Genomic DNA, 12,578 nt, shown 5'->3' with positions numbered 1-12,578 from the left:
GGCGCATCCGCTTAGCCACAGTCTTGCGATTCAGGGTGATCCGGTAACGCTCGGTAAGTTCTGCGGTGATCCGGGGAGCACCATAAACCTCATCGGAGTCTTTCCAGATCTGATGAATCTTGCGGTCAACGTCATCGTAAAATGTTGCACGATTATCTTTTCCGGATAGTCGTTTCTGCTGCGTATCAGCCCATTTGTAGTATCCAGACCGAGACACTTTTAATAGCCGTGCCATGCGTTTGATGCTGTAGTTTGCCTTCTCCTGCTGCATCAATTCGAACTTTTCTGCTCGCGTTGCTTCGCGGCGAAGAAGGCTGTCGCTTTTGACAAAAACTCATTATCCATCTTGGCTTCCGCCAACTCACGGCGCAGACGAGCATTCTCAGCACGAAGATCCGCCTCACTCATCCCATCCGAGGCCCCTCGGCGTTCACGCTCGAGTTTGACCCACCGGCCTAAAAGCCCGGCGGAGACGCCAATCTCCTTAGCCACATGAGCGATCGGGCGCTCTGACTCGATTACCAAGTTCGCGGCTTCACGCCGGTACTCCGGCGTGTACTTCTTGCGCTGTTGACTCACAATGAACATCCTCTCCTACGGACACAGGATCCGTACAAATAGGGTGTCCACTAAACGAGGGTAACCTCAGAAGGCGCAGTGAACTCACAAATTAAGCAACTTATGCACACCCACCGCGGACTGCGCGACGAACAACAACGCATCGCCTGCGACTGGTGGCTATACCTCCACACACAACTGCCTGACGACCCTGTAGAGATCGCCAGGCAGCAAAACTGGGGCCAGGACGCACTCGCCAAAGCACAAACCCTAGCCAACCAGCAAAAACAAGCCACCAGCGGCCACGAAGACGGCCAACCAGCAACCTACGACAATGCCATCGACACTGCCTACAACCACTCTATGGGAATACGCAAAGGCCACATACGCTAACCCCACCAACACAAAATGTCGTTTAGCCTGACACGCCGCAAAACAACACATTCTGTCGTTTAGGCCCCCAAGCAGGCCAGGACATAAATGAGCCCCGCCGCGGCCTCTTACTTCCGCGACGGGGCTCCATGGATCCTCAAGTCAAAGGTTCTAAGGAAAGGAAAAATACCTCAGGAGAATCCAAGCTCAGTGAAATCGCTAAACCGCGGGGACGGCTTAACACTCTCGGCATAATCTTAACATAGAGGTTTACACCAGAAACTTTTGAAGGCTTTAGCCAGATCCAGAACTAAACACAGGGGACAAACCCCGAAGGGAAAAGAACTGCGGGAACCTAACTTTTTGTAGTTCAAGCGCATAACGAGTTCCGGACCGTATCTTTTCCAGCGACGAACGCGCGCAGCCGTGCGCAACTTCCGTGGGGCGATCCGAGGCCGGGACATAAGACAACACCCCGCCCTCCTGATTAGTTCAGGACAGCGGGGTGTCTGATGCGCTCTATTTAGCGCCTAACCCTCCATGCTTAGAAGGTGAAGTCCTCATCCAGCGGGACGGAAGCACCGGTGAATTCACCGAAGCCGTCATCGCCGTAGATGGAATCGCCGTAAGTCGGAATCGAGTATGCAGCGTTGCGTGCAGCCTCGGTCGGCTTGACGGAGATGTTGCGGTAGCGAGAGATACCGGTACCGGCCGGGATCAGCTTACCGATGATGACGTTCTCCTTGAGGCCAATGAGCTTATCGGAGCGCTTGTTAATAGCGGCGTCGGTAAGCACGCGAGTGGTCTCCTGGAACGATGCAGCGGACAGCCAGGACTCGGTAGCCAAGGAAGCCTTGGTAATACCCATGATTTCAGAGCGCAGCTGAGCCGGCTCGCCGCCTTCTGCAACCTGGGCAGCGTTGAGCTGCTTGGCCTCAGAGAGGTCGATGAGGTTACCCGGCAGCAAGTCCGTGGTACCCGCATCGATGACGGTGCCGCGGCGCAGCATCTGGCGGATGATGATCTCGATGTGCTTATCGTGGATAGCCACACCCTGGGTACGGTACACAGCCTGAACCTCGTTGATGAGGTGCTGCTCCACGCCACGGCGGCCGAGGACCTCGAGCACGTCGTGCGGGTCAGCCGCACCACGCATCAGGCGGTCACCAGTCTCAACATGGTCGCCGTCCTTGAGGGAACGCTCAATCATGGCGTCCGGGTTGGACTCCATCGGGCGACGAACCTGAGCCAAGCCCTGACGCTTGGAGAGCTTCTCATAGACCACGTCATCAGAGCCGTCATCCGGGGTGATGGTCAGGGTCCAGAAGTTGCCCTCATCGGACAGGGATACGGTGCCGTCAACAGAGGCGATAGGAGCGCGGTTCTTCGGGTTACGGGCCTCGAAGAGCTCCTGAACACGCGGCAGACCGCCGGTAATATCGCCACCGACACCACCCTGGTGGAACGTACGCATGGTCAGCTGGGTACCCGGCTCACCAATAGACTGTGCAGCCACGATGCCAACGGCCTCGCCGATATCGACGAGCTGGCCGGAGGCCATGGACTTGCCGTAGCACTTGGCGCACACGCCAGCCGGGGTCTGGCAGGTCAGCACGGAGCGAACCTTAACCTCGGTGACCTTAGCGTCAAGCAGCTTCTGGGTGAGCTCCTCGGTGAGGTCGGAGCCGGCCTCGGCCACGACCTCGCCGTTGGCGTCCTTGACGTCGGTTGCGATAACGCGGCCGGATGCGGAGGTCTCCCACAGCTCGGAGAGAACAACCTTGTCGCCGGATTCCTCGCCGATTGGGACGCGCACGCCCTGGCGGGTGCCACAGTCCTCTTCGCGCACGATGACGTCCTGAGCCACGTCCACCAGACGACGGGTGAGGTAGCCGGAGTCAGCGGTACGCAGTGCGGTATCGGCCAGACCCTTACGGGAACCGTGGGAGTTGTTGAAGTACTCCAGCACGGACAGGCCTTCGCGGAAGGAGGTCTTAATCGGACGGGTGATGTAATCACCGTGCGAGTTCACAACCATGCCCTTCATACCGGCCAGCGTCCAGATCTGACGCATGTTACCGGCCGCACCAGACTTCACAATCATCGGAATCGGATTGTGGTCCGGGTACATGTTCTCGACGGCCTCACCGACGGTATCGGTAGCGTCCTTCCACAGCTCAACCAGGCGGTCGTAGCGCTCGCGCTCGGTCAGGGCACCCTGCTCCCAGTACTTGCGCTCGATGCGCTCTGCTTCCTTCTCATAAGACTCGAGGATCTCGGTCTTATTCGGCAGAACCAGAACGTCAGACATGGTGATGGTCACGCCGGAACGGGTTGCCCAGTAGAAGCCGGCATCCTTCATGTTGTCCAGCACCTGAGCCACGGTGATCATCGGGTACTTATTGGCCAAGTCATTGACCACGTCACCGATGAGAACCTTGTTGCCGGAGCCGCCGCCCTTACGGACCATGATGCCCTCGAGGTACGGGTAGTTCCATGGCAGCAGCTCGTTGAACATGACGCGGCCGATGGTGGTGTAGCCCATCCATGCCTGGCCCTTGGTCCAGCCATCCGGGAACTGCTCTTCCTCGATCTCCTTCGGCGGGCGGAGGTGATCGATGCGGACCTTGATCGGAGCCTGCAGACCAACGGTGCCGCGATCGTAGGCCATGAGGGCCTCAGCGTAGGAGGAGAAGACGCCGGTAGCCGGCTTGTCCTTCTCTGCCTCGCGGAAGCGACCATTGCCACCGATCTCGTCCTCGGACTTGTCCATGGTCAGGTAGTACAGGCCGGTAACCATGTCCAGACGTGGCATGGCCAACGGCTTACCCGATGCCGGGGACAGAATGTTATTGGACGCCAACATCAGGACGCGGGCCTCAGCCTGTGCCTCAGCGGACAGCGGCAGGTGGACTGCCATCTGGTCGCCGTCGAAGTCGGCGTTGAAAGCCTCACAAGCCAGCGGGTGAAGCTGAATAGCCTTACCCTCAACCAGCTTCGGCTCGAAGGCCTGAATACCCAGGCGGTGCAGCGTAGGTGCGCGGTTAAGCATCACCGGGTGCTCAGAAATGGCCTGTTCCAGAACGTCCCACACCTCTGGGCGCTGGCGCTCAACCATGCGCTTGGCGGACTTGATGTTCTGGGCGTAGTCATTTTCTACCAGGCGCTTCATGACGAACGGCTTGAACAGCTCGAGCGCCATGAGCTTCGGCAGACCACATTCGTGCAGCTTCAGCTGCGGACCAACGATAATAACGGAACGACCGGAGTAGTCCACGCGCTTACCCAGCAGGTTCTGGCGGAAGCGACCCTGCTTGCCCTTGAGCAGGTCAGACAGGGACTTCAGCGGACGGTTGCCCGGGCCGGTAACCGGACGGCCGCGGCGGCCGTTATCGAAGAGCGCGTCCACAGACTCCTGCAGCATGCGCTTCTCGTTGTTCACGATGATCTCTGGAGCACCCAGGTCGATCATGCGCTTCAAACGGTTATTGCGGTTGATTACGCGGCGGTAGAGGTCGTTCAGGTCGGAGGTAGCGAAGCGGCCACCGTCCAGCTGCACCATCGGGCGCAGCTCTGGCGGGATAACCGGGATGGCGTCCAGCACCATGCCTGCCGGATCGTTGCCGGAGCGCAGGAAGGCAGCAACGACCTTCAGGCGCTTCAGGGCACGCATCTTCTTCTGGCCCTTGCCGTTGTTGATGATCTCGCGCAGTTCCTCGGCCTCAGCCTCGAGGTCGAAGTTGCGGACCAGGGTCTGGATGGCTTCTGCACCCATGCCGCCGGTGAAGTAATCCTCGTAGCGGTCAACCAGCTCTTCGTAGATGGTCTCATCAATGATCATCTGCTTCGGAGCCAGCTTGATGAAGGTGTTCCAGATTTCATCCAGGCGGGCGATTTCGCGCTCGCCGCGCTCACGGATGTGCTGCATCTCCTTATCGGCAGCGTTTTGTACCTTCTTGCGGGCATCTGCCTTGGCACCGGCTGCTTCCAGCTCAGCCAGGTCAGACTCCAGCTTGGAGGCGCGCTCTGCGATCTCGGACTCGGTATCGTCCTCAACGTCCTTCTTCTCCAGAAGCATCTCTGCTTCCAGAGTGGACTGGTCGTTGTGGCGGGCCTCTTCATCCACGGAGGTGATGATGTTGGCTGCGAAGTAGATGATGCGCTCGAGATCCTTCGGAGCCAGGTCCAGCAGGTAGCCCAGGCGGGAAGGAACGCCCTTGAAGTACCAGATGTGGGTTACCGGAGCAGCCAGCTCGATGTGGCCCATGCGCTCACGGCGAACCTTGGACTTGGTCACCTCAACGCCACAGCGCTCACAGATGATGCCCTTGTAGCGGACGCGCTTGTACTTGCCACAAGCGCACTCCCAGTCACGGGTGGGGCCGAAGATGCGCTCGCAGAAGAGGCCGTCCTTCTCCGGCTTCAGGGTGCGGTAGTTAATGGTCTCGGGCTTTTTGACCTCGCCCTTGGACCAGCGACGAATATCGTCTGCGGTGGCCAGACCGATGCGGAGCTCGTCGAAGAGATTTACGTCAAACACGTAATGTCTCCCTTTCATCCTCGTTGTCGAGGAATTGATGGCTTTCTATGAATGAAACGTTTATGCCCTGCCGCGGGGATTTTCCCGCGGTGGACCAAGAAACTAACTAGGCGATGTCAGCGGAAGAACCCTCATCGCGGGACAGGTTAATGCCAAGCGATGGGCTATCCATGTCATCGTCATCAGAGCCAGACAGCTCCATCGGCGTGCCGTCGGTGGAGAGAACCTCCACGTTCAGGCACAGGGACTGCAGCTCCTTGAGCAACACCTTGAAGGACTCAGGGATGCCCGGATCTGGAATATTGTCGCCCTTAACAATGGCTTCGTAGACCTTCACACGGCCGACGACGTCATCGGACTTGATGGTCAGCAGCTCCTGCAGGGTGTAGGCAGCGCCGTATGCCTGCATTGCCCACACCTCCATCTCGCCGAAGCGCTGGCCACCGAACTGGGCCTTACCACCCAGCGGCTGCTGGGTAATCATGGAGTAAGGACCGGTGGAACGGGCGTGAATCTTCTCATCGACCAAGTGGTGCAGCTTGAGCATGTACATGTAGCCGACAGAGATCGGGTACTTGTATGGCTCGCCCGAGCGGCCGTCGAAAAGCGTGGCCTTGCCATGCTCATCCACCAGCACATCGCCGTCGCGGTTAGGACGGGAAGAAGCCAGCAGGCGCTCGATCTCATGGTTGGTAGCACCGTCGAAGACCGGGGTCGCCGTCAAGGAATCCGCAGGAACGTCATAGAGCTCTTCCGGCAGGGTCTTGAGCAGCTCGGCGTTCTTTGGATCCTCGGTATCGACCTTCCAGCCAGCGTGTGCCAGCCAGCCCAAGTGAACCTCAAGGACCTGGCCAATGTTCATACGACGCGGCACACCGTGGGTGTTCAGCAGGATGTCGACCGGGGTGCCGTCTTCCATGAACGGCATATCCTCTGGCGGTAGAATCTTGCCCACAACACCCTTGTTGCCGTGGCGGCCGGCCATCTTATCGCCGTCCTGGATCTTGCGCTTCTGGGCAACGTAGACACGAATCATCTCGTTGACGCCAGGGGCCAGATCGTCATCATCGTCGCGGGAGAAGCGAGCAACGCCAATGACCTTGCCTACCTCACCGTGCGGCACCTTCATGGAGGTATCGCGGACCTCGCGGGCCTTCTCGCCGAAGATGGCGCGCAGCAGGCGCTCCTCCGGGGTCAGCTCGGTCTCGCCCTTCGGGGTGACCTTACCCACCAGGATGTCGCCGGCGCGGACGTCGGCACCGATGCGGATGATGCCGCGCTCGTCCAGGTCGCTCAGGACGTCCTCGGAGACGTTCGGGATCTCGCGGGTAATTTCCTCGGCGCCCAACTTGGTATCGCGAGCATCGATCTCGTGCTCCTCGATGTGGACGGAGGTCAGGATGTCCTCTTCCACGATGCGCTGGTTGAGGATGATGGCGTCCTCGTAGTTGTGGCCTTCCCACGGCATGAAGGCAACCAGCAGGTTGCGGCCGAGGGACATCTCACCGTTGTGGGTACCCGGGCCATCGGCCAGAACCTGGCCGGCCTCTACGCGCTCGCCCATGGAAACCAGCGGGGTCTGGTTGTAGTTGGTGCCCTGGTTGGTGCGCTCGAACTTACGCAGGATGTAGGTATCGCGCTGGCCCTCATCATCCATGATGGTGATGACATCAGCGGTGACGTTTTCGACCACACCGGCCTTCGGGGTGATGACAACGTCGCCAGCGTCGTACGCAGCGCGCTGCTCCATGCCGGTACCAACCAGCGGGGCCTCGGAGCGCACCAGCGGCACTGCCTGCTTCTGCATGTTCGCACCCATCAGGGCACGGTTAGCATCGTCGTGCTCCAAGAACGGAATCATGGCGGTACCCACGGAAACCATCTGGCGCGGGGAGACGTCAACGTAGTCCACACCGGCGGCGTCGGTAAGCCCGATGTCGCCGTCCTTCAGGCGGACCTCAATACGCTCGCCGGTGAGGTTGCCCTCTGCGTCCTGCTCGACCTCGGCCTGAGCAATAGCGAAGCGGTCCTCTTCATCGGCGGTGAGGTACTCCACCTGGTCGGTGATCTTGCCGTCCACAACCTTGCGGTACGGAGTCTCAATGAAGCCGAAAGCATTCACGCGGGCGTAGGACGCCAGCGCACCAATCAGGCCAATGTTCGGGCCCTCAGGGGTCTCGATCGGGCACATACGGCCGTAGTGAGAAGCGTGAACGTCTCGCACCTCAATGCCGGCGCGCTCACGAGACAGACCGCCCGGGCCCAGCGCGGACAGGCGGCGCTTGTGGGTCAGGCCGGACAACGAGTTGTTGTGGTCCATGAACTGGGACAGCTGCGAGGTACCGAAGAACTCGCGGATAGCAGCAGAGACCGGGCGCACGTTAATCAGGGAGGTCGGAGTGATGGACTCCGCGTCCTGGGTGGTCATGCGCTCGCGCACAACGCGCTCCATACGGGACAGGCCGACGCGGACCTGGTTCTGGATGAGCTCACCCACGGTACGCAGGCGACGGTTACCAAAGTGGTCGATGTCGTCTGTGTGCAGGGCGATCATCTCACCGTTCGGCGCCTTCATCTCGCGCTCGCCTACGTGCAGGCGGACCAGGTACTCGAGGGTGACGGCAATGTCTTCCTCGGTCAGGGTCATCAGACCATCGTGATCGCCGCCGAGCCCCAGCTTGCGGTTGACCTTGTAGCGGCCGACCTTAGCCAGGTCGTAACGCTTTGCACGGAAGAAGGAGTTATCCAGCAAGGACTGAGCCAGCTCGCGGGTGGGCTGCTCGCCTGGGCGCTGCTTGCGGTAAATCTCCAGCAGTGCCTCATCGGTGTTCGCTACACCGTCAGACTCCAGGGTGGACATCATGAGCTCGGAGAAGCCGAAGCGATCCTTGATCTGCTCCTCGCTCCAGCCCAATGCCTTAAGCAGCACGGTTACCGGCTGGCGGCGCTTGCGGTCAATGCGCACGCCGACGGTGTCGCGCTTGTCGACGTCGAACTCCAACCATGCACCGCGGGAAGGGATAACCTTCACGGAGTGCAGCGGGCGCTCGGTGGACTTATCGATCGAGCGATCGAAGTAGACGCCCGGGGAGCGCACCAGCTGAGAGACGACGACGCGCTCGGTACCGTTCACGATGAACGTGCCCATATCCGTCATGATCGGGAAATCGCCGATGAAGACGGTCTGCGACTTAATCTCTTGGGTGTCGTTATTAATAAACTCTGCGGTCACGTACAGCGGCGCGGAGTAGTTGATGTCCTTTTCCTTGCACTCATCCACGGTGTTCTTCACCGGTTCAAAGCGCGGCTCCGACAAGGACAGGGACATATTGCCCGAGTAGTCCTCAATCGGCGAGAGCTCTTCGAGGATGTCCTCGAGGCCGCTCGTCACGCGGGCGTCATCGCCGCGCTCAGCCTGCTCGCGCTCGCGCCACTCCGGCGCGCCAACGAGCCAATCAAAGGAATCAAGTTGTACGTCAAGGAGACCCGGCAGGGCGATAGGCTCGCTGATTTTTGCAAACGAGTATCGCTTCGGGGCTCCGGGGATATTGGCCACTGACTTGGTCTGGCGGGAGACTGCCAAGATGGGTCCTTCCAGCACCTCACGCGGATTGCCTGCTCGCCCTGGCCGACGAGCCGCAAAACCGCTGGTAATTCTAGCATTCGGTCTGCTGTGGAGTGTCTGGGTTCAGAATGCACAAAATCACCTTGTCAAGTCGGTTTTGCCATCACCGGCCTGAAAGGCTAAATGTGCACCGAAGATCCAGATTCCAGCGCAACGAAACAGCTTATAGGAAAAGACCTGCCATGTAAAGACACACCACTCTTGGGGCGTGTCGCTACCGCGCTAGGGGGCAAGCTCGTGCTCGCCGCGGCGCTAACGCGTCCACGTCGCGCGACTGTGCGCGACAACCACCGAGCACCCTACCACTAAAATCTCAATACACCGCAACCCCGGCGGCGATTTTGTTTTCCAGCTGCGCTTTTACCGGCTCGCCGGCACCGCGCTTCCACCGATGCGCCCACGGTTATGCCGCGAGCGGCCATGCTTATTCTTGCCGCCAATTAGGCCCAATGCGCCAATGATTCCGAGCAGGGTCAACAGTGCGCCGAGGCCGATGGCACCCCACCGCACGATCTCCGCCACGCGGTCGCGCGGGAAATCTGCCGCCTCTTTGAGCAGCGCCTGCTGGTCCTCTTCGGAGGTAGAGCCATTAAAGACGAAGGCGCGCTCGCGGCCCACGCCCTCGCGGTCCGCGTAGTAATCATCGATATCCATATCCATGCCCACCACGAGGCCGGTTTGTTGGTCCACATAGAAGTCGCGGCTGCCGGAGTGGGTCAGGTAGCCCTGCTCCTCGCCGCCGTCTTTCTTGGGCAAGCTGGTGGTATTGCCATCGGCCGCAAAAAGCTGCGCGACGTTCGTCGGCTCAATTTCTTGGTGGTAGCGGTAGACCGTGCGGCCGTCCATCGTGGTTTCTTCTTCAAAGACTGCATCGACGGCCTTGCGCAGGGTCGGGTCAAAGACCGGATAGTTAGTCTTCTCTGCGTCTGCTGGGAACTTAAGCCAGTAGCCATCCACCGTGACTTTATCCGAAGGCGTCGCAAGCGTATGGCTAAGCGACGCCTCCCCCGCGGCCTCGCCGCTCAGGCGGTCCACGGGATAGGTCCACACTTGGGCCTGGCTTAGGTCATTGAGGCCCTCCCCTTCGCCACGCATGCGGGTCTCACCGATGCGCACGGTGGCCTTCTCCTCGTCCGAGGGCTCCTGGATATCCATGTTGATTTGGTACGTCATAGGGCCCGAATACGGCGTGGTGCCGTCCTTGGACAGCTGCTGCGAATCCGCGGAATCATCGTGCAGTGTCCACGTACTGTTTTTCAGGTTCAGCGGCAGCCGCGGGGAGTAATCCAAAAACGCCGGCGCCACAATACCGGCGGCGATGAGCGCGACGCCGAGGCCTAGGAGCAGGACGGAAATAATGCGGGACTTGGGCAGCATGGGGGCTAATTCTACAACCCGTGGCGGCGATTCCCTGTTTCTACAGGCCGCCCCGCCACGCCGGATTGGTTTTAGGCCGTCTGCGTATTCCAAGCGATGATGCTGCTCGTATCCGTGGTCTGCCGCGCGCACCAGAGATCAAACTCTTCTTGCAGCCCCAGCCAAAACTCCGCCGAATTACCAAAATAGGCGGAAAGACGTAGCGCCATTTCCGCACTAATCCCAATGCGCCCACGCACCAGCTTGGAAATTTGGGACTTGGAGCTAAAAATATCCTTGGCTAAGCGGTATTGAGTAAGTCCGAGCGGCTCCAGAAACTCCTCGCGCAGGACCTCCCCAGGGTGTGGAACGGGGACGATATCCGAGGCTTCCTCTCCCTCATTTGTGATAATCGATGAAGTCAACGTCCACAGCTCCTTTCCCTGTCCATCGAAAAACTACTCTCCACTGCGCATTAACACGGATGGAATAAAATCCGTCCCACTGCCCTTTCAACCTCTCTAAGTGATTCGCTGGTGGAATCCTCAAATCAGCAAGAGAGGCTGCTCGGTCAATCATGATGAGTTTGCGACGCAGTATCCTTCGCAGTTCAGGGGGCACGTACTTTGGCGCCTTACCATCTGTGTGAAAGCGCTCTAAGCTACCCCTCCTGAACTCCACAATGCCATAGTGTCACACTTTGACACTACTGGCCATTGCTGTACTACCCGCATAGCGCCCGCGAGCATAAAACGAGGAAACCCCCAGCTCCCACCGCGCGGCGGTAAGAGTGGGGGTTTGAAAGCGTAAAGCTCAGTGAAATTACTTGAGCTCGACGGAAGCGCCAGCCTCTTCCAGCTTAGCCTTAGCAGCCTCAGCGTCGTCCTTGGAAGCGCCCTCGAGGATAGCCTTAGGAGCACCCTCGACCATTTCCTTAGCTTCCTTCAGGCCCAGGCCGGAGACGATCTCGCGGACAGCCTTAATAACGCCAATCTTCTTAGCGCCAGCGTCGGTCAGAACGACGTCGAACTCGGTCTTCTCCTCAGCGGCACCAGCGCCGCCCTCAGCCGGAGCGCCAGCTGCAACAGCAGCAACCGGAGCAGCAGCCTCAACGTCGAATACCTCTTCAAATTCCTTAACGAACTCGGACAGTTCGATGAGGGTCATTTCCTTGAAAGCTTCAATGAGCTCGTCCTTGGTGAGCTTAGCCATGATGGCAAGTCCTTTCTGTGTTGTGTGTGCGCTGCGCGTAATTTATGCCGCGCACACGGTGTTGTAATTGTGCGTCTTTTGTGACGACTTAAGCTTCTGCTTCCTTCTTGTCCTGCAGAGCTGCGACGGTGCGTACAGCCTTGGTTGCAGGAGCGTTGAAGAGAGCGGCTGCCTTCGCCATAGAACCCTTCATAGCGCCAGCCAGCTTTGCGAGGGTGGTCTCGCGGTTGTCCAGCTTGGCGATGGCCTCAACCTGGTCGGCAGACAGTGCGTTGCCGTCCATGTAGCCACCCTTGATGATGAGTGCCTTGTTGTCATCAGCGAACTTGGTGATGACCTTCGCAGCATCCACTGCCTCGCCCTTGATGAACGCAATTGCGGTCGGGCCAGTCAGCAAATCATCAAGACCTTCGATGCCAGCTTCCTTGGCAGCGATCTTGAAAAGGGTGTTCTTGGCGACGGAGTATTCAACGTCAAAGCCCAGATCATTACGCAGCTCCTGCAGCTGGGATACGGTCAGGCCGCGGTACTCGGTCAATACAACAGAGTTAGCGCCAGCCAGCTTCTCCTTCAGCTCTGCCAGGTCTGCAGTGTTCTTTGGGTTTGCCATTGTCTCTCGCCTCCTTCCAAAACATCTCTTTTATTATTCCGCCGGGGCCTTCCTCGCTTCGGTTGCCCGAAACAACAAAAGCCCCGTGCAAGAGCACAGGGCGCGCGACATAAGAGAATGCCGCGAAAAATCGCAAAGTGTCTCCTGCGTGGGCCGCCTCCTAGGATGGAGAACCTTCGATCCAAATGGATGACCAACGGTCTTCGGTGAACTTTGACTCGGCCGTGAAGTGGCCGTTCAAACTTCGTGGAAAACACTACCTCCCCACCCGCGGTTTCTCCAAATCGCCGTTTCCGCCGCGTAGG

At 59.1% G+C, this 12,578-nt stretch carries 9 protein-coding genes and 1 pseudogene; 1 reads left to right on the top strand and 9 read right to left on the bottom strand.

Features of this window, described 5'->3' with window-relative positions; translation table 11 throughout:
* On the bottom strand, nt 1–271 hold a 271-nt coding region (locus tag RAE09_RS09360), incomplete at its 3' end, for an IS3 family transposase (protein ID WP_316981545.1).
* Entirely contained in the window at nt 271–579 is a 309-nt protein-coding gene (locus RAE09_RS09355) for an IS3 family transposase (RefSeq protein ID WP_010188437.1), read from the bottom strand. The genes RAE09_RS09355 and RAE09_RS09360, both read right to left, overlap by 1 nt.
* Before the next feature lie 69 nt (nt 580–648).
* Between RAE09_RS09355 and RAE09_RS09350 the strand changes: the two are divergent.
* Nucleotides 649–951: pseudogene (locus tag RAE09_RS09350) on the top strand (IS1249 family transposase); the annotation flags it as partial.
* A gap of 523 nt (nt 952–1,474) precedes the next feature.
* On the opposite strand, the gene RAE09_RS09345 reads toward RAE09_RS09350, so the two are convergent.
* The 7 genes from RAE09_RS09345 to rplJ all read right to left on the bottom strand — a co-directional run bounded on the left by RAE09_RS09345 (nt 1,475) and on the right by rplJ (nt 12,273).
* A complete protein-coding gene (locus RAE09_RS09345; RefSeq protein ID WP_040424892.1) occupies nt 1,475–5,470 on the bottom strand; it encodes a DNA-directed RNA polymerase subunit beta' in 3,996 nt (1,331 codons plus the stop codon).
* Between the two features lie 106 nt (nt 5,471–5,576).
* Nucleotides 5,577–9,071 carry a DNA-directed RNA polymerase subunit beta gene (gene rpoB / locus RAE09_RS09340; RefSeq protein WP_005322877.1) on the bottom strand — a complete coding sequence of 1,165 codons (3,495 nt, stop codon included), beginning with the start codon at nt 9,069–9,071 and terminating at the stop codon, nt 5,577–5,579.
* 384 nt (nt 9,072–9,455) lie between these two features.
* Nucleotides 9,456–10,472 carry a DUF3068 domain-containing protein gene (locus RAE09_RS09335; RefSeq protein ID WP_316981544.1) on the bottom strand — a complete coding sequence of 339 codons (1,017 nt, stop codon included), beginning with the start codon at nt 10,470–10,472 and terminating at the stop codon, nt 9,456–9,458.
* Nucleotides 10,473–10,543: 71 nt separating this feature from the next.
* Nucleotides 10,544–10,876 carry a HigA family addiction module antitoxin gene (locus tag RAE09_RS09330; protein WP_250409854.1) on the bottom strand — a complete coding sequence of 111 codons (333 nt, stop codon included), beginning with the start codon at nt 10,874–10,876 and terminating at the stop codon, nt 10,544–10,546.
* A complete protein-coding gene (locus tag RAE09_RS09325; RefSeq protein ID WP_232619486.1) occupies nt 10,851–11,072 on the bottom strand; it encodes a type II toxin-antitoxin system RelE/ParE family toxin in 222 nt (73 codons plus the stop codon). Before RAE09_RS09325 ends, RAE09_RS09330 begins: the two co-directional genes overlap by 26 nt.
* Before the next feature lie 201 nt (nt 11,073–11,273).
* Nucleotides 11,274–11,663: a 50S ribosomal protein L7/L12 gene (gene rplL, locus RAE09_RS09320; RefSeq protein WP_150851002.1), complete on the bottom strand. Its 390-nt coding sequence runs from the start codon at nt 11,661–11,663 to the stop codon at nt 11,274–11,276.
* Nucleotides 11,664–11,751: 88 nt separating this feature from the next.
* Entirely contained in the window at nt 11,752–12,273 is a 522-nt protein-coding gene (gene rplJ / locus RAE09_RS09315) for a 50S ribosomal protein L10 (RefSeq protein ID WP_005322886.1), read from the bottom strand.
* Nucleotides 12,274–12,578 lie beyond the last annotated feature (305 nt).

Origin of the sequence: Corynebacterium tuberculostearicum (genome assembly GCF_032821615.1) — a bacterium.
Classification (GTDB): Bacteria; Actinomycetota; Actinomycetes; order Mycobacteriales; family Mycobacteriaceae; genus Corynebacterium; species Corynebacterium tuberculostearicum_H.
The sequence above is the reverse complement of the archived record's forward strand: the minus strand, read 5'-3'. Positions and strand labels throughout refer to the sequence as shown.

Coding starts and splice junctions, on each gene's coding strand:
- rplL (WP_150851002.1), bottom strand. CDS start 11,663: ATGGCTAAGCTCACCAAGGACGAGCTCATTGAAGCTTTCAAGGAAATG.
- RAE09_RS09335 (WP_316981544.1), bottom strand. CDS start 10,472: ATGCTGCCCAAGTCCCGCATTATTTCCGTCCTGCTCCTAGGCCTCGGC.
- rplJ (WP_005322886.1), bottom strand. CDS start 12,273: ATGGCAAACCCAAAGAACACTGCAGACCTGGCAGAGCTGAAGGAGAAG.